This window comes from Viridibacterium curvum, from assembly GCF_039544165.1.
Lineage (GTDB): Bacteria > Pseudomonadota > Gammaproteobacteria > Burkholderiales > Rhodocyclaceae > Viridibacterium > Viridibacterium curvum.
This window is the reverse complement of sequence record NZ_BAABLD010000015.1, coordinates 112,624-128,757: the sequence shown is the minus strand read 5'-3', so window position 1 is coordinate 128,757 and position 16,134 is coordinate 112,624. Positions and strand designations below refer to the sequence as shown.

16 protein-coding genes are annotated in these 16,134 nt (G+C 61.6%); 12 read left to right on the top strand and 4 right to left on the bottom strand.

Annotation, left to right across the window (positions count from 1 at the left end):
• The first annotated feature begins 27 nt into the window (after nucleotides 1–27).
• The 7 genes from ABEA02_RS15945 to rfbA all read left to right on the top strand — a co-directional run bounded on the left by ABEA02_RS15945 (nucleotide 28) and on the right by rfbA (nucleotide 7,083).
• Nucleotides 28–1,161: a radical SAM protein gene (locus ABEA02_RS15945; RefSeq protein ID WP_345534088.1), complete on the top strand. Its 1,134-nt coding sequence runs from the start codon at nucleotides 28–30 to the stop codon at nucleotides 1,159–1,161.
• Between the two features lie 190 nt (nucleotides 1,162–1,351).
• The gene (locus ABEA02_RS15940) at nucleotides 1,352–2,470 is read left to right on the top strand and encodes a glycosyltransferase family 4 protein (protein WP_345534087.1); all 1,119 of its coding nucleotides are present in this window, start codon (nucleotides 1,352–1,354) and stop codon (nucleotides 2,468–2,470) included.
• Nucleotides 2,467–3,597, top strand: coding sequence for an acyltransferase family protein (locus ABEA02_RS15935; RefSeq protein ID WP_345534086.1), 1,131 nt, complete (start codon nucleotides 2,467–2,469; stop codon nucleotides 3,595–3,597). The genes ABEA02_RS15940 and ABEA02_RS15935 overlap by 4 nt, the downstream gene beginning before the upstream one ends.
• Nucleotides 3,598–3,718: 121 nt before the next feature.
• Nucleotides 3,719–4,783 (top strand): dTDP-glucose 4,6-dehydratase, encoded by a 1,065-nt coding sequence (gene rfbB / locus ABEA02_RS15930; RefSeq protein ID WP_345534085.1) that lies wholly within the window; start codon nucleotides 3,719–3,721, stop codon nucleotides 4,781–4,783.
• Between the two features lie 34 nt (nucleotides 4,784–4,817).
• On the top strand, nucleotides 4,818–5,183 hold the full coding sequence (locus ABEA02_RS15925) for a four helix bundle protein (protein ID WP_345534084.1): 366 nt from the start codon (nucleotides 4,818–4,820) through the stop codon (nucleotides 5,181–5,183).
• 5 nt (nucleotides 5,184–5,188) lie between these two features.
• A complete protein-coding gene (rfbD, locus tag ABEA02_RS15920; protein ID WP_345534083.1) occupies nucleotides 5,189–6,166 on the top strand; it encodes a dTDP-4-dehydrorhamnose reductase in 978 nt (325 codons plus the stop codon).
• Nucleotides 6,167–6,195: 29 nt separating this feature from the next.
• Nucleotides 6,196–7,083, top strand: coding sequence for a glucose-1-phosphate thymidylyltransferase RfbA (rfbA, locus tag ABEA02_RS15915; RefSeq protein ID WP_345534082.1), 888 nt, complete (start codon nucleotides 6,196–6,198; stop codon nucleotides 7,081–7,083).
• A gap of 28 nt (nucleotides 7,084–7,111) precedes the next feature.
• Here rfbA and ABEA02_RS15910 read toward each other — a convergent pair whose 3' ends face one another.
• The 4 genes from ABEA02_RS15910 to ABEA02_RS15895 form a co-directional block, all read right to left on the bottom strand.
• On the bottom strand, nucleotides 7,112–7,687 hold the full coding sequence (locus tag ABEA02_RS15910) for a DUF6817 domain-containing protein (protein ID WP_345534081.1): 576 nt from the start codon (nucleotides 7,685–7,687) through the stop codon (nucleotides 7,112–7,114).
• Nucleotides 7,688–7,827: 140 nt separating this feature from the next.
• Complete coding sequence (locus tag ABEA02_RS15905; protein WP_345534080.1) at nucleotides 7,828–8,427, bottom strand: 2OG-Fe(II) oxygenase; 600 nt, start codon at nucleotides 8,425–8,427, stop codon at nucleotides 7,828–7,830.
• A gap of 87 nt (nucleotides 8,428–8,514) precedes the next feature.
• The gene (nadA, locus tag ABEA02_RS15900; RefSeq protein ID WP_345534079.1) at nucleotides 8,515–9,615 is read right to left on the bottom strand and encodes a quinolinate synthase NadA; all 1,101 of its coding nucleotides are present in this window, start codon (nucleotides 9,613–9,615) and stop codon (nucleotides 8,515–8,517) included.
• Nucleotides 9,616–9,689: 74 nt separating this feature from the next.
• Nucleotides 9,690–10,142 (bottom strand): rhodanese-like domain-containing protein, encoded by a 453-nt coding sequence (locus ABEA02_RS15895; protein WP_345534078.1) that lies wholly within the window; start codon nucleotides 10,140–10,142, stop codon nucleotides 9,690–9,692.
• A 414-nt stretch (nucleotides 10,143–10,556) separates the two neighbouring features.
• On the opposite strand from ABEA02_RS15895, the gene glnA reads away from it, so the two are divergent.
• The 5 genes from glnA (at nucleotide 10,557) to ABEA02_RS15870 (ending at nucleotide 16,127) form a co-directional block, all read left to right on the top strand.
• Nucleotides 10,557–11,969 (top strand): type I glutamate--ammonia ligase, encoded by a 1,413-nt coding sequence (gene glnA / locus ABEA02_RS15890; RefSeq protein WP_345534077.1) that lies wholly within the window; start codon nucleotides 10,557–10,559, stop codon nucleotides 11,967–11,969.
• A gap of 156 nt (nucleotides 11,970–12,125) precedes the next feature.
• Nucleotides 12,126–12,599, top strand: a complete 474-nt coding sequence (locus tag ABEA02_RS15885; RefSeq protein WP_345534076.1) for a DUF4124 domain-containing protein — start codon at nucleotides 12,126–12,128, stop codon at nucleotides 12,597–12,599.
• Nucleotides 12,600–12,650: 51 nt separating this feature from the next.
• The gene (glnL, locus tag ABEA02_RS15880; RefSeq protein ID WP_345534075.1) at nucleotides 12,651–13,742 is read left to right on the top strand and encodes a nitrogen regulation protein NR(II); all 1,092 of its coding nucleotides are present in this window, start codon (nucleotides 12,651–12,653) and stop codon (nucleotides 13,740–13,742) included.
• A gap of 70 nt (nucleotides 13,743–13,812) precedes the next feature.
• Complete coding sequence (ntrC, locus tag ABEA02_RS15875; RefSeq protein WP_345534074.1) at nucleotides 13,813–15,234, top strand: nitrogen regulation protein NR(I); 1,422 nt, start codon at nucleotides 13,813–13,815, stop codon at nucleotides 15,232–15,234.
• Nucleotides 15,235–15,326: 92 nt separating this feature from the next.
• Nucleotides 15,327–16,127 carry a biotin--[acetyl-CoA-carboxylase] ligase gene (locus ABEA02_RS15870; protein ID WP_345534073.1) on the top strand — a complete coding sequence of 267 codons (801 nt, stop codon included), beginning with the start codon at nucleotides 15,327–15,329 and terminating at the stop codon, nucleotides 16,125–16,127.
• Nucleotides 16,128–16,134 lie beyond the last annotated feature (7 nt).

Here is a 16,134-nt window from a genome sequence, read left to right as displayed (position 1 = left end):
GACGATGCAAAACAGGAGAGATGCAAAATGGATCTGACCGTAATTTCGACCTTCCGCTGCAATTCGCGTTGCCAGATGTGCTACATCTGGAAAAACCCGACCGATCCGCGCCAGGAGGTGTCGATTGAAACCCTGGCCAAGCTGCCGGGGGGCTTTGACAACCTGAACGTCTCGGGTGGAGAGCCGACTTTGCGACGGGATCTGGCCGAGATCATCGACGTGGTCTACCCGAAGGCACGAATCACCGAGATCAGCTCCAACGGTCTGCATCCCGAAAAGATCCTGCCCATCATCAAGAAGTACCCGAACGTGAAGGTGCGCTTCAGCCTTGAAGGTGACGAGATCACGAGTGACCGCATCCGCGGTGAAGAGGGTGGCTTCCAGACCAAGGTGGCGGGCCTGCGCATGCTGCAGGAGGCAGGCGGCACCGACCTCGGCTTTGCATTCGTCATCCAGGACGAGAACGTTGACCAGCTGACGCGCACCTACGAGTTTGCAAAGCGACAGGGATTCGAGCTCGCGACATCGACCCTGCACAATGCCTGGCAGTTCTACAAGAACGACAACTACTTCTACGACCGCTTGAAAGTGGCGCGTGATGTAGAAGGCATCGTCACCGAGATGCTTAAAAGCGGCAAGGTGAAGAACTGGTTCCGGGCCTATCTGAACCTCGGCCTGATCGAGAAGATCCTCGGTCATGACCGTCTGATTCCCTGCACGGCAGGTCGTGACTTTGCGTTCATTGACCCGTGGTCTGACGTGTGGGCCTGCAATGTGCGGTCCGATCTGCCGATGGGCAATCTCGCAAAGCAGTCGTGGGAAGAGATCATCGGCAGCAAGAGCACGTGCGACACGTTGGGCAAGGTCGATGCCTGCAAGCAGAACTGCTGGATGGTGACCACGGCGCGTACGGCCATGCGCTCGACGATCATTCCCCAGGCGCCGAAGATTGGCCCGATGATGTGGGTGCTCAAGAACAAGCTCAAGGTGAGCATGGGCGGCAAGATCAATTTCGATGACTACATCGACTACAGCAGCGTCAAGCCGACTCCGCGTGTGGAGCGCATTTCCTTCCTCGACAACCGCCCCAAGGTGAAGCTCGACAAGGAACGCCACACCCCGGACGAGCGTTACCCGCTCAAGGAATTCGAGAACACCTGAGCGGGGCAGTGGCTGGCCACGCTGTGCGCTGGGGTAGGTAGCGACGCGCAGGTTCGTCGAATCGAGAGACGGCGTCATTCCCGCGCAGGCGGGAATCCAGCGACTTTGCAACCTGGGGTAACGACACTGGATTCCCGCTTGCGCGGGAACGACGGTATGGGGAGGTGGTGTGACAACCGCTGGAAAGCCAATGAAGATTGCCATGCTCGGCCTGCGCGGTTTTCCCGAAGTGCAGGGCGGGGTGGAGACACATTGTGCGCACCTGTGCCCCCTGCTGGTCGAGCTGGGCTGCGACGTCACGGTGATTGCGCGCGCCGGCTACCAGAAGCCCGGGTATCTCGGCGGCTGGAAGGGTGTGAAATTCCGCGCCTTGTGGACGCCGCGCAGCAAGGGCGCCGAAGCCATCGTGCATACGTTTCTGGGTGTGCTCTACGCCGGGCTGGTTCTGCGCCCGGATGTGCTGCACATCCAGGCCATCGGCCCGGCCCTGATGACGCCGCTGGCGCGTTTGCTGGGCCTGCGCGTGGTCGTGACGCATCACGGCCCGGACTACGACCGGCAGAAGTGGGGCAGGCTGGCGCGCAGCATCCTGCGTATGGGCGAGGCTTGCGGCATGCGCTGGGCGAATGCGCGCATCGTCATCTCGCGCACCATCCGCGACCTCGTGAAGAACAAGTACGGGCTGGATAGCGCGCTGATTCCCAACGGCGTGACCTTGCCGGAACTGCCCGACAGCACTGGCGCGCTGACGCATTTCGGGCTGGAGCCCGGCAAGTACGTGCTGCTGGTGAGCCGACTGGTGCCCGAGAAGCGTCATCTCGACCTTATCAATGCCTTTGCGCAAGCGGCGCTGCCGGGCTGGAAGCTGGCGCTGGTGGGCGGCTCGGATCACCCCGACGACTATTCGCGCGCGGTGGAGCAGGCCGTACAGCGCTCGCCCGCTGTCGTTGCGACGGGCTTCCAGTCGGGGCTGGCTTTGCGCGAGTTGTATGCCCACGCCGGCGGATTCGTGCTGCCTTCGTCGCACGAGGGCTTGCCGATCGCGCTGCTGGAGGCGTTGTCGTTCGGCTTGCCGGTGATTGCCAGTGATATTCCGGCCAATTTGGAGGTGGGGCTGCCAGAGGAGAGCTATTTCCCGTTGGGAGACGTGGCCACGCTGGCCGCCCGCCTATCGTTGCTTGCAACGGGCATGCCGGAACCGGAAAGTGCAACAAGACAGGCGAGGCGTGAGTGGGTGGTGGGGCGCTATGACTGGCACCAGATTGCGACAGCGACGCGACAGGTCTATCTGGAGGCAACAGCTTCGTGAGTGTCGAGGTCGATAGTGAGATCGGGGTAAGAGCACAAAGTCATGCGCGTTTCAGGCATCTCGATGCTCTGCGAGCTGTAGCGGCATTGTCCGTGCTGTTGGTTCATTTCGGCGGACACTTGGGGCGCCAGTCAGATGCTCCGTGGCTTGCAGTGCAGTTCCGCCAAGTTTTTCTGAATTATTTCGACCTCGGGTTGTTTGGCGTTGCGTTGTTCTTCTTCATTAGCGGCTTTGTTATCCCGTTTTCTCTGTTTGGTCGTAAGTCCTCTTTGTTCGCTTTCGGGATTGGTCGAGTCTTTCGCTTGTATCCCCCGTACTGGGTTAGCTTGGTTGCGGTCCTGATAGTTGGTAGCTGTTTTGAGGGCGAGAGGTTTTCTTTAGCCCAGATGGTTGCGGGCGTGAGCATGGTGCCTCAACTTTTTTCAGAGGCCCCTGTTTCGGGGGTTTACTGGACTCTTTTTGTTGAGATGATTTTTTATCTCATGTGCGCTGGTTTGCATGCCCTGGGTTGGTTGGGGAGAGTGCGAGTGACCGCCGCAATTATTTTGACTCTGCAAGCTTCCGTGCTTGTCCCCGTCGTGATCAATGGGCTGTTCGGCACGCATTGGCCAGTAAAGTTTTTGCCATTTCATTTGTCATTTTTATTTTCTGGAACGCTGGTTCGTCTGTGCCTAGTAGATAAGACCGATGCTGACCGAATCTGGTTTGCTACCACTTTCGGACTGCAGTTACTTGCCGTTCCTGTTGTTGCGGGAGTTGTTTTTTCTGTTCCAGCGGGCCTGGGGCTTTTTTCCAGCGTTTCTGTGGTGTCGGCGTTTTGGCTTGCTGCATTGGTGTTCGTCTTGGCGGTAGCGAGAGAGCGGCCGACGAATGAATGGTTGGTAAGGATTGGGGCTGCCAGTTATTCCCAGTACTTGCTGCATTGGCCTGTGTACGTTTTGTTGGTCGCGATAATTACCCCATCGGGACCTTGGTCTTCGTTAGTGCTGTTGATTCTTGCCGTAGCCGCCTCGCTTGTGGTTGCAGAGGTTGCGTATCGATGGATTGAATTGCCATCCATTCGCTTGGGGAAAAGCGTTGTTGCGCGAGTAATAGCTTTGCGCCCCAAGGAGGTTGTGGGTCGCTGACGGGTCTGACGCTGCTCGAGGCTGTTGGTGCAAGGATCGGGGCCGCTTTAAGGCCCTATTGTTTGACTGCCCTAGCACCCCCGATTGTTACAATCCGCTGAAAATCCATGGCGGAACCCTCATGACGATTCTGGTAACCGGCGGCGCCGGCTTCATTGGCAGCAACTTCGTTCTCGACTGGTTGCGTGGCTGCGATGAGCCTGTCGTCAATCTCGACAAGCTGACCTACGCGGGCAATCTGGCCAATCTGCAGAGCCTGCAGGGGGATGCGCGGCATGTGTTCGTGCAGGGCGATATCTGTGACCGGGGGCTGGTCGAGACTTTGCTGACGACACACCGGCCGCGCGCGATCGTGCATTTTGCGGCGGAGAGTCACGTGGATCGCAGCATTCACGGGCCGGGCGAGTTCATGCGGACGAATGTGGAGGGCACCTTTACGCTGCTTGAGGCGGCGCGTGCGTACTGGAGCGGGCTTGAGGGGGGGGCGAAGGGGGGCTTCCGCTTTCATCACGTGAGTACGGACGAGGTGTATGGCTCGCTGGGGCCGGCGGATGCGCCGTTCAGCGAGACGAATGCGTATGCGCCGAACAGTCCGTATTCGGCGAGCAAGGCGGCGAGCGATCATCTGGTGCGGGCCTGGCATCACACTTATGGCCTGCCGGTGACGACGAGCAATTGTTCGAACAATTACGGTCCTTTCCATTTCCCCGAGAAGCTGATTCCGCTGATGATCGCGAATGCGCTGGCGGGCAAGGCGCTGCCGATTTATGGCGATGGCTTGCAGGTGCGTGACTGGCTGTACGTGACGGACCATTGCAGTGCGATCCGTGCGGTGCTGGAGCGGGGCCGGGTGGGCGAGGTGTACAACGTGGGCGGCTGGAACGAGATGCCGAACATCGAGATCGTGCGCGCCTTGATCCGCTTGCTGGATGAGCTGGCGCCGAGTGCGGAGGGGAGTTATGCGCGTCTGATTACCTACGTGACGGATCGACCGGGGCATGATCGTCGCTACGCGATTGATGCACGCAAGATCGAGCGCGAGTTGGGCTGGCGCCCGGCGGAGACCTTCGAGACGGGCATCCGCAAGACGGTGGCGTGGTATCTGGCGAATCAGGAGTGGGTGCGCAATGTGCAGAGCGGGGCGTACCGGGAGTGGCTGGACAAGAACTACGCGCAGCGCGCGTAGCTCAGGACTGGGCAATGAGTGCTGAGGACCGAGTGTGAAGGTGCAGCGGTTTGAGGATCTGATTGCCTGGCAGAAGGCGCGTGAGTGGCTGAAGGCGATATATGCGCTGACGCGTGACGGCGGGTTTGCGAAGGATTCTGGTTTGCGCGATCAGTTTCAGCGAGCGGTTGTTTCCATCATGTCGAATCTGGCGGAAGGTTTCGAGCGCGGAAGCAGGCCGGTCTTTCACCGATTCGTCGTCATCGCCAAGGCCCCATGCGCCGAAGTCCGTAGTCAGCGCTACATGGCATTCGATACTGGTTACATCACCGAAGCGCAATTGCAACAACTACATGCCCAGGCCAACGAACTCGCCAGAATCCTCGGTGGCCTGCGGATTTCACTCGAAACGCAAAACTGACAGCCATGCAGAATGCTCAGTCCTCGGCCCTCGGCACGCAGTCCTGCACCGGAGGTGCTCTCAGTCCTCAGCCCTCAGTACTGAGTCCTCGCCGTATTCTTCTGCTGGGCAGGAATGGCCAAGTGGGCTGGGAGTTGCAGCGTGCGCTGGCGCCGCTTGGCGAGGTGGTGGCGTTGTCTGCCGCCAGTGTGGATTTTTGTGGGGACCTGAGTCGGCCTGATGCGCTTGCGCAGACGGTGCGCACGGTGCAGCCGGATGTGATCGTGAATGCAGCGGCCCATACGGCGGTGGATAGGGCGGAGAGCGAGCCGGAGCGCGCCCGCCTTGTGAATGCGACGGCGCCTGGCATGTTGGCGGAGGAGGCTGCGCGACTCGGTGCGCTGCTGGTGCATTACTCGACGGACTATGTGTTCGATGGCAGCGGGGAGCGCGCCTGGTGTGAGGATGATGCAACGGGGCCGCTGAACGTTTATGGGCAGACCAAGCTGGAGGGTGAGCAGCGGATTGTGGCGAGTGGCTGCCGGCATCTGCTGTTCCGCACAAGCTGGGTCTATGCGGCGCGTGGCGGCAACTTCGCGAAGACGATGCTGCGTCTGGCGAGTGAGCGTGAGGCCCTGAGTGTGATCAACGACCAGTTCGGCGCGCCGACGGGGGCTGATTTGCTGGCGGATGTGACGGCGCATGCGATCCGTGCGGTGCAGGGGCATGATGATTTGCTGGGCACGTACCACCTGGTGGCGGGGGGCGTGACGACGTGGTTTGATTACGCGCGCCATGTGATCGGGTTTGCGCAGGGGCAGGGCAAGGCGTTGAGGGCGGGCGTGGAGGCTGTGCAGCCGGTGGCGACTTCGGCCTTTCCGACCGCAGCGCGGCGGCCAGCCAATTCGCGCATGGATACACGCAAGTTGCAGGGTGCATTCGGTCTGAGCCTGCCTGACTGGCGGCTCGGGGTTGAGCGAATGCTGACTGAAGTGCTGGGCTGAAGCGGTATTGATACGGACGGGACAGTCACATGACCAATCGCAAGGGCATCATTCTCGCCGGGGGCTCCGGCACGCGGCTGCATCCGATTACGCTGGCTGTGTCGAAGCAGTTGGTGCCGGTGTATGACAAGCCGATGATCTATTACCCCTTGTGTGCACTGCTTCTGGCAGGCATCCGGGACATCCTGATCATCTCGACGCCGCAGGATACGCCGCGCTTCCAGCAATTGCTGGGGGATGGGCAGGCGTGGGGTGTGAGCTTCTCGTATGCAGTGCAGCCGAGTCCGGACGGGCTGGCACAAGCCTTCATCATCGGCGCCGATTTCGTGGCGGACAATCCGTCAGCGCTGGTGCTGGGGGACAACATTTTCTATGGGCAGGGCTTGGGCAGGCGGTTGCGTGCTGCAGATGCTCGGGAGAAGGGGGCGTCGGTATTTGCCTATCCGGTGAATGACCCCGAGCGTTATGGTGTCGTCGAGTTTGATCGCGACGGCCACGCCATCAGCATTGAAGAGAAGCCGGCTGCGCCGCGCAGCCGCTACGCGGTGACGGGGTTGTATTTCTATGACAATCAGGTGGTGGATTTTGCGCGCCGGTTGAAACCGTCTGCGCGTGGCGAGCTGGAAATTACCGATCTGAATCGCGTTTATCTCGAGAATGGCGAGCTGGAAGTGAACGTGATGGGGCGTGGCGATGCCTGGCTGGATACGGGTACGCATGACAGCCTGATCGAGGCGGGGCAGTTCATCCAGACGCTGGAGAAGCGACAAGCCCTGAAGATTTGCTGCCCGGAGGAAATCTGCTGGCGCAACGGCTGGATCGACAATGCGCAGCTGGCTGCGTTGGCCGTGCCGCTTGGCAAGAGTGGGTACGGCCAGTACCTGCTGCGCTTGATGAGCGAGAACGCCTGGTTTTGATGAGCGGTCGGCTGCCAGCGCTTTGCGTCTAGCGCGCTGCCTGGCGGACGAAGCGGTCCAGCCCGGCGTGCATGTTGCGCAACTGCGGCGCTGCGCGTTTTGCGAGCGCGCGCAGCTCGCTTAGCTGTTGGCGGCGCGGAGCTTGATCTGCGAGGTTGGCACACTCGAGTACGAAGAGCTGTTGCAGGTCATCGAGCCGGCAGTGGCGCGTGCGACCGCTGCGCTGGCGCACGAGTGTGCGATGGCTGCGCATGGCGCGTTCCAGGGTAGCGGGGCGTCGAAGATTGGCGAAGAGCCAGACGATGTGTTCAGCGCGCGGGCCGATGGCGTTGCGCAGGCGTTGGCGCTGGTGGCGCGGCAGGCTGACCGGCCGGAAGGCGTTGGTGCCGTAGATGCTGTGGCAGAGGCCGGCGAGCACGGTGGCGATGGGGGCGTTCCAGGCGATGAGCAGTTGTGCGGTGCCGACGAGGTGGCCGAGCAGGCTGCGGCCATGTGTGTGGGGGTGATTGTCGGCGCCGACGGCCTGGAGCAGGGCGATGGCGCGTGCCAGGCGCGGATGGCGCGGCATCTGCTGCGCGGGTGGGCCGTAGCGTTTGTGCATCATTCGCCCCGCCTGCGGGGTTGGCGATGCGCCGGTAGGTGCGGTTTCAACCGCACAACATCACGTTGCAATTTGCCGGAGCCTTCGCGACCGTGATGGTGGGTTGAGGTTCGCCGTCCGGTGGTGGCTGTGCACGCCATGGCTCAGGCTGGCAGGCGGGTCTTGAAGACGAGGCAGATGCGCAACGCGGGGCAGTCGCGCGACGGTGCGCGCGCAGCATGTGGCACGGCGCCGTGGAAGCTGACGATGCGGCCGGGGCGTGGGAAGACGGCTTGCATCACGTCGCTGCGCTCGGCATTGAAGAAGACGGTTTCGCCGGCCCAGTCGGCTTTCCACTCGGGGTGCAGGTAGCAGACGGTGGAGTAGTAGTTGCGCTGCTCGGAGTCGGTGTGGACGTAGCCGTCGGTGCCGTAGGTGTGGGCGTTGGCGTAGACGCGCACGGGTTCGTGGCCGGCGAGAGGGCCAGCCTTGAGTTGTTGCCAGAGGGCGTTGATGGGGGCGAAGAACTCTTGCTCCAGCAGTTCGGCTTCACAGTTGTCTTCGCCTTCGCCCTGCATGTGGCCAGCGAAGAAAACGTTCCAGTGGCCGTTGGGAATGTGCTCTTTCTTGCTGTTGGACTTCCAGCCGTAGAACCAGATGGGTTCGCTGAAGAATTGGGTGAGCTGTTTGTGCAGGGTCGCCGGGATGAAGCTGTCGATGACGCGGGCGTGGCCGAACTGGATGGCGGGGTAGCTGTTTGTCATGTCTGGCGCGTCATGTGGTGCGTTGAAACGCAGGGGTTGTAGGTGCGGCTTCAGCCGCACACAAAACGGGCGAGGCGGTACTGGAAATCAGGAGACGGCCAGCATGCGTTCGAGCGAGAGGCGGGCCATGGGGACTTCGTGTGCGGGCACTGTGATCTGGTTGACGACCTTGCCTTCGACGAGGTTTTCAAGCGTCCAGGCGAGGTGCTGCGGGTCGATGCGTTGCATGGTGGAGCACATGCAGACCATGGGGGACATGAACTCGACGATCTTGCCTTCGTGCTTGACCTCATCGGCGAGGCGGCTGACGAGGTTGAGCTCGGTGCCGACCAGCCATTTCGTGTTCGGCGCGGCTTCCTTGACAGTCTTGAGGATGTATTCGGTGGAGCCGACGTAGTCGGATTGCTTGCAGACTTCGAACGCGGATTCGGGGTGCGAGATGACGAAGCCATCGGGGTGCTGGTTGCGCCACTTGATGATGTGGGCGGGCTGGAACATCTGGTGCACGGAGCAATGTCCCTTCCACAGCAGCATTTTGGCGCGGCGGATGGCTTCGGGCGTGTGGCCGCCGCAGGGTTGATCCGGGTCCCAGACGATCATGTCCTCCAGCGGGATGCCCATCTTGTGGCCACTCCAGCGGCCGAGGTGCTGGTCGGGGAAGAAGAGGATCTTTTCGCGCTGCGCGAAGCTCCATTCGAGAATCTTCGGTGCGTTGCTCGAGGTGCAGACGATGCCGCCGTGTTCGCCGCAGAAGGCCTTGAGGTCGGCGGCGGAGTTGATGTAGGTGACTGGCGTGATGAGTTCGTCGGGGTTGCCGAGGACTTCAGTCAGTTCGCGCCAGCTGCGCTCGACCTTGGCGAGGTTGGCCATGTCGGCCATTGAACAGCCGGCAGCGAGGTCGGGAAGGATGGCGATCTGCTCGGGCTTGCTGAGGATGTCTGCCACTTCGGCCATGAAGTGCACGCCGCAGAAGACGATGAACTCGGCGTCCGTTTCACCCGCCAGGCGCGAGAGCTTGAGCGAGTCGCCGGTCAGGTCGCGATGCTGGTAGACGTCGGCGCGCTGGTAGTGATGCACGAGCAGTACGACGCGTTTGCCGAGTTTGGCTTTGGCTGCGCGGATGCGCTCGTGAGCCTCCTCGTCCTTGAGGGCGTTGAAGTGGTCGAAGTTGATGACGGCGGTTTGCATGGTCGAAGCGGTGATGAGTGATGCGTGGGGAGAATTGTAGGGTGCGCACTGCGCACCGGCCAGCTGTGCGCCGCCTACGATTGCGCCCAGGGGAGACCTGCATGACGCCAGCCGCCGATCTTGCCGCGATGGCCGTTGACGTCCTTGTCGCCTTCGAAGCCTTCGAGCACGTTGTAGCTGGCGGTGTGGCCTGCGGCGGCAGCGGCGCTGGCGGCGGCGTGGGAGCGCGCGCCACTGCGGCAGATGAACATGAGCAGGGCTTCCGGGTCGGCCTGTTGCTTGAGCTGGGCGAGGAAGTGCTGGTTGGGTTGGCTGCCGGGCCAGCTGTTCCATTCGATTTCAATGGCGCCGGGAATGCGGCCTACCCAGTCCAGTTCGGCGCGGGTGCGGACGTCAACGATGCGCGAGCCCGGGGCGAGCTGCAGCACGGCGTGCGCCTCGGCCGGGGTGAGGGCGCCTTCATAGGGAAGCTTGAGCTGGGCCGCACGGTCGTGGGCCAGATTCAGGAGGTCGGTCAGTTGTCCCATTTGCAGATTCGTGAGTGAGAGGCTGAGGCGGCGCTGCGCAGCAGAACGAGGTCCGGAGCGCTGCACCGGGGGGTTGAAGTATGCGCCGCAGGCGCGCTGGCCGCCACTTTCAGGCATGCACCAATTTAATGCACAAAATCGGCGCACTGCACGAAATTGATGCACCAGAATGGATCGCGAGGCTCCGGCGCGTGCCTCCGGAAGGGGCTGGCCTTGTGGCACAATGCGCGGCGATCTGCGGGACGGTGCAAGCCGGTTCTGTCCGGCTTGTTGGCATGTTAACTGCTTCCAGCCTTCGGACAACCCGCCGCCAGAGGGCTTCCGGTCAGCTGGCGCGTTCTTCTGCTGATGCGGCAAGGGCGATCAAACAGGTTTTCGTTCATCCGGCTCAACTACTCATTCTGGAGTGCTTACATGGCAACCCCTCAAGACGTAATCAAGATGGTCAAGGAAAACGACGTCAAGTTCGTCGATTTCCGTTTCACCGATACCCGCGGCAAGGAACAGCACGTCGGCGTCCCCATCAGTGCGTTCTCTGAAGACAAGTTCACCGAAGGTCACGCTTTCGACGGTTCGTCGATCGCCGGCTGGAAGGGCATCCAGGCTTCCGACATGCAGCTGATGCCGGACCCGAACACGGCCTTCATCGACCCGTTCTTCGACGAAACGACCCTGGTTCTGACCTGTGACGTCGTCGAACCGTCGGATGGCAAGGGTTACGACCGCGATCCGCGCTCCATCGCCAACCGCGCTGAAGCCTATCTGAAGTCCTCCGGCTTGGGCGACACCGCCTACTTCGGCCCGGAACCCGAATTCTTCATCTTCGACTCCGTCGAGTGGAAGGTGGATATGTCGGGCGCATACCACAAGATTTTCGCCGAAGAGGCAGCCTGGTCGTCGGGCGAGAAGTTTGAAGGTGGCAACACGGGCCACCGTCCGGGCGTCAAGGGCGGATACTTCCCCGTTCCTCCGGTCGATTCGTCGAACGACATCCGTGCCGCCATGGTGCTGGCTCTGGAAGCCATCGGTATCCCCGTCGAAGTGCACCACCACGAAGTGGCAACCGCCGGCCAGAACGAAATCGGCACCAAGTTCAACACGCTGGTTCGCCGCGCTGATTGGACCCAGGTCCTGAAGTACGTTGTGCACAACGTGGCTCACCAGTACGGCAAGACGGCTACGTTCATGCCCAAGCCCATCGTTGGCGACAACGGTTCCGGTATGCACGTTCACCAGTCGATCTGGAAGGATGGCAAGAACCTGTTCGCAGGTAACGGCTACGCCGGCATGTCCGATTTCGCCCTGTACTACATCGGCGGCATCATCAAGCACGCTCGTGCGCTGAACGCCATCACCAACCCGCTGACCAACTCGTACAAGCGTCTGGTCCCGGGCTACGAAGCTCCGGTGAAGCTGGCTTACTCGGCCAAGAACCGTTCGGCTTCGATCCGCATTCCGTTCGTGCACGGTGAAAAGGCTCGTCGTATCGAGACCCGTTTCCCGGATCCGGGTGCAAACCCCTACCTGTGCTTCTCGGCACTGATGATGGCCGGTCTGGATGGCGTGCAGAACAAGATCCACCCCGGCGATCCTGCAGACAAGAACCTGTACGACCTGCCGCCGGAAGAGGATGCAAAGATCCCGACCGTCTGTCACAGCCTGGAAATGGCGCTCGAGTACCTCGAAAAGGATCACGAGTTCCTGACCCGCGGCGGTGTGTTCTCGGAAGAGATGATCGCTGCTTACATCGAACTGAAGATGGAAGAAGTGCAACGCTTCCGCATGACGACCCACCCGGTCGAGTTCGACATGTACTACTCGATCTGATCTGCGGTTTTCCGCAGTCGGTTCAGAAAAGGACGGGATTCTTCCCGTCCTTTTTTTGTCTACCCTCACTGGTCGGGCGGGTTTGGTGAAACGGCGTGGTAACGCCTACACTGCCCCGGCGCAATCCCTGTTGCTTCAATCCTTTGCGGGTGGTGAATGAAATCGAGCAAGCTCCTCGTCCTGTTGGCATCCCTCTCCGTTGCGCCGATGGCGCTGGCGGACATCTACAAGTGTGTCGACGATCACCAACGGGTGACTTACAAGAACGAGAAACCGGCACCGGGCGAGAAGGGTTGTTCGATCATGACGCGGGATGTGCCTGTGAATACCGTGCCGGCGCAGAAGCGCGCCGGAGCTGCGTCTTCGCCGCCGGGCAACTTTCCGAAGGTGGATGGCAACACGCAACGCGAGCGCGACAACGACCGCCGCAAGATTCTGGAGCAGGAGCTGGCTTCCGAGCAGAAACTACTGGCTGAAGCGGAAAAAGCCTTGGCCGAAGGGGAGGCCGAGCGTCGCGGTGACGAGCGCAACTATGCAAAGTACCTTGAGCGCGTCTCCGCGCTGCGCGATACGGTCAAGCAACATCAGTCGAACATCGACAAGCTGAAGGCCGAGCTTGCCAAACGCTAAGTGCGAGCGGGCGAACTTGCCCGGCGCGCTTCTTGCTCATGGAGTCTTCATATGAGCACAACGCCCGAAAAACCTTCATCCCAGCCTTCGCCGTTCGCGGAGAAGACCCGGGGCCTGGAGCTGTTGTCTTCGGCCATCGTCATGGTCGATAACTCGTTGACGGTCTGCTATTTCAATTCAGCGGCAGAGAACCTGTTCGCTGTGGGCAGCCGCCAGGCCATGGGGCGCGCACTCTTGCCTCTGCTGGGCGAGACGACCGGCCTGAAGGCTGCGCTCGACAGCGCGCTGGCGCACAACTGGAGCTATACCGGCCAGAACGTGATGATCCGGCGCCCGACCCAGGCGGCCATTCATCTCGATTGCACGGTGACTCCCGTTGAGCTGTCGCCAGCGCGTTTGCTCCTGGAGTTCAGACCCATCGATGCGCAATTGCGTGTGGCGCGCGAAGAGCGCCTCATCGAACAGCAGCAGGCCAACCGCGAGCTGGTGCGCAATCTCGCACACGAAATCAAGAATCCTCTGGGCGGCATTCGTGGCTCGGCGCAGCTGCTGGAGCGCGAGCTCGACGATCCGCACTGGCGCGAGTACACCCAGGTAATCATCGCCGAAGCGGACCGTCTGCAGGATCTGATGAATCGCCTGCTGAACTCGCACCGGATGATGCATCCCATCGTGCTGAACATTCACGATGTGCTGGAGCGCGTGTTGCGCCTCGTGCAAGCCGAATTCCCCGAGGTGCAGGTGCGCCGCGATTATGACGTCAGCCTGCCGCAGCTGACCGCCGATCGAGAACAACTCATTCAATCCGTACTCAACATCGCTCGCAATGCGGCGCAGGCCATGAACGGCAAGGGCGAGGTGGTGTTGCGCACGCGCGCGGCGCGTCAGGTGACCTTGGCCAAGCGTCGTCACAAGCTGGCACTGGAATTGCGAGTGGTGGACAACGGCCCCGGCATTCCGGACGAAATCCGCGACAAGATTTTTTATCCACTGGTCTCAGGTCGCGAAGGAGGGTCCGGGCTGGGCTTGTCGATTGCGCAAAGTTTTGTCGAGCAGCACCAGGGCACGATTGACTTGGAGAGTGTGCCGGGAAGAACCTGCTTCACCATCATGCTGCCGCTGTCGCAACCGGCGGGGCATTGAAGTACTGCAATGCAATTCGCGTAACATGCGCGGCCAACCGAATAATTGCTGAAACATTTACGGAAACCTGATGAATCCTGTCTGGATCGTTGACGATGACCGCTCCATCCGCTGGGTGCTCGAAAAGGCGCTCGCACGCGAGGAGATCCCGTTCCGCAGCTTCTCTGCGGCAACCGAGGCGCTTGCGCAACTGGAGTCGAATGCCACGCCGCCGCAGGTGTTGATGTCCGATATCCACATGCCCGGCGAATCGGGGCTGGTGCTGCTGCAGAAGATCAAGGAGCGCTTTCCGCAGCTGCCGGTCATCATCATGACTGCCTACACCGACCTCGATAGCGCAGTGGCGGCTTTCCAGGGCGGTGCATTCGAATATCTGCCCAAGCCTTTTGACGTCGACCAGGCCATCGACCTGCTGCGCCGTGCGCTGGAAGAGAGTCAGCATCACCCGGAAGCCGTCGAGGCTGTGACGGCTGTGCCGGAGATCCTTGGTCAGGCACCGTCGATGCAGGAGGTGTTCCGCGCCATCGGCCGCCTGTCGCAATCGCACGCGACAGTGCTTATCAACGGTGAGTCCGGTACCGGTAAGGAACTCGTTGCCCGCGCGTTGCATCGCCACAGTCCGCGCAAGGAAGGCCCCTTCGTTGCGATCAACACGGCCGCCATTCCGCGCGACCTCCTGGAGTCCGAACTGTTCGGTCACGAGCGCGGGTCGTTTACCGGCGCCACGGGCCAGCGTCGCGGCCGCTTCGAGCAGGCGGAGGGCGGTACGCTGTTCCTCGACGAAATTGGCGATATGCCGGCGGAATTGCAGACGCGTCTGCTGCGCGTGCTGTCTGATGGTCACTTCTATCGCGTGGGCGGCCACACGCCGGTCAAGGCCAATGTGCGCGTGATTGCTGCGACCCACCAGAACCTTGACCAGCGCGTGCGCGAAGGCCAGTTCCGGGAGGATCTGTTCCACCGCCTCAACGTCATTCGCCTGCGCTTGCCACCGCTGCGGGAGCGTCGCGAAGACATCCCCATCCTGACGCGTCACTTCCTGGTGCAGAGTTCGCAGCAACTGGGGGTGGAGGCCAAGCGTCTCACCGAAGCGGCCGTGCGCCATATCCAGACGCTGGACTTTCCGGGCAACGTGCGCCAGCTTGAAAACCTTTGCCACTGGCTGACCGTGATGGCGCCGGGGCAGATGGTGGATGTGGCCGACCTGCCGTCCGAAGTGCGCGACTCGACGCCGGCCAGCACGCCGGTGGCCTTGTCGGGTGACTGGCTGGCGGCGCTCAACGCCGAAGCGGATCGCTTGCTCGCGCAGTCGCCGGGCGATGTGTATGACTTGCTCAACCGCGATTTCGAGCGTGCGCTGATCCTGCGTGCGCTGGCTTCCACTGGCGGGCGACGCGTTGAGGCTGCACAGCTGCTGGGTATCGGGCGCAACACCATTACCCGCAAGATCCAGGAACTGGGCATCGACGGCGGCAAGGACGAGGCTGAATAACGCGCCCCCCGCCGTGCCCGCACAAAGGTGATTTTCTGCAAGCTCCGCCCAGCGGGGCTTTGCAGGCGGTGCGCAGCGGCTATAGTCACGCCATGACCACCGTGGCTGATTCCTCTCTCGACTTTGTTCGCTTGCGCGATCTCCTCGGCGCCAGTGCGGGGCGCTTCGACGTCGATCATGTTGCTGTTTGCGACTCCACCAATACCCGTCTGCTCGAACGTGCCCAGCGTGGCTCGGGCAGCGGCACCGTGCTTGTTGCCGATGCGCAGACGGCGGGTCGTGGTCGACGTGGGCGCACCTGGGTGTCGGCGCCGGGCAGCAGCCTGAGTTTCTCGCTGCTCTGGCGTTTTCCGGCAGCGCAGCGTCTTGAAGGCTTGAGTCTGGCTGTTGGCCTCGCAATCGTGCGCGGTCTCGGCAAGCTCGGTGCGACTGGCTTGGCGCTCAAGTGGCCGAATGACATCTGGTTGAACGGTCGCAAGCTGGGCGGTGTTCTGGTCGAAGTGGCGCAGGGCGCGCGCGGTGAGTGGGCCACCGTTATCGGTATCGGTCTCAACCTGCGCGCACAACCTGAGTGGGTCGAGCAGATTGCGCAACCCTTTGCAGCGCTGGACGAGTTGTCGCAGCAGGCGCCAGATCGTGAAGCAGTGCTGGCGGCCATCCTGGAAGCCCTGTTGGAGGTGCTGACGCAGTTCAGCAGCCACGGCTTTGTGGCATTTGTCGATGGCTGGATGTCGTACCACGCCTTGCTGGGAGCGGATGTCTCAGTCGAGCAGCATGGCTTGAAGCGCTATGGGCGCTGCGGCGCTGTCGACGCGCTGGGGCGCCTGACGGTGGACACACCGGAAGGCGAGATGCATGTCTTCGGAGGCGAGGTCAGCCTGCGCGCGACCTGAGTCAAGA

Bases quoted from the DNA above. Each gene is read 5' to 3' on its own strand.
- glnA (WP_345534077.1), top strand. From the start codon at position 10,557: ATGGCAACCCCTCAAGACGTAATCAAGATGGTCAAGGAAAACGACGTC.
- ABEA02_RS15945 (WP_345534088.1), top strand. From the start codon at position 28: ATGGATCTGACCGTAATTTCGACCTTCCGCTGCAATTCGCGTTGCCAG.
- rfbB (WP_345534085.1), top strand. From the start codon at position 3,719: ATGACGATTCTGGTAACCGGCGGCGCCGGCTTCATTGGCAGCAACTTC.
- rfbD (WP_345534083.1), top strand. From the start codon at position 5,189: ATGCAGAATGCTCAGTCCTCGGCCCTCGGCACGCAGTCCTGCACCGGA.
- ABEA02_RS15885 (WP_345534076.1), top strand. From the start codon at position 12,126: ATGAAATCGAGCAAGCTCCTCGTCCTGTTGGCATCCCTCTCCGTTGCG.
- ABEA02_RS15905 (WP_345534080.1), bottom strand. From the start codon at position 8,427: ATGACAAACAGCTACCCCGCCATCCAGTTCGGCCACGCCCGCGTCATC.
- ABEA02_RS15895 (WP_345534078.1), bottom strand. From the start codon at position 10,142: ATGGGACAACTGACCGACCTCCTGAATCTGGCCCACGACCGTGCGGCC.
- ABEA02_RS15870 (WP_345534073.1), top strand. From the start codon at position 15,327: ATGACCACCGTGGCTGATTCCTCTCTCGACTTTGTTCGCTTGCGCGAT.
- rfbA (WP_345534082.1), top strand. From the start codon at position 6,196: ATGACCAATCGCAAGGGCATCATTCTCGCCGGGGGCTCCGGCACGCGG.
- glnL (WP_345534075.1), top strand. From the start codon at position 12,651: ATGAGCACAACGCCCGAAAAACCTTCATCCCAGCCTTCGCCGTTCGCG.
- ABEA02_RS15910 (WP_345534081.1), bottom strand. From the start codon at position 7,687: ATGATGCACAAACGCTACGGCCCACCCGCGCAGCAGATGCCGCGCCAT.
- nadA (WP_345534079.1), bottom strand. From the start codon at position 9,615: ATGCAAACCGCCGTCATCAACTTCGACCACTTCAACGCCCTCAAGGAC.
- ABEA02_RS15940 (WP_345534087.1), top strand. From the start codon at position 1,352: ATGAAGATTGCCATGCTCGGCCTGCGCGGTTTTCCCGAAGTGCAGGGC.
- ntrC (WP_345534074.1), top strand. From the start codon at position 13,813: ATGAATCCTGTCTGGATCGTTGACGATGACCGCTCCATCCGCTGGGTG.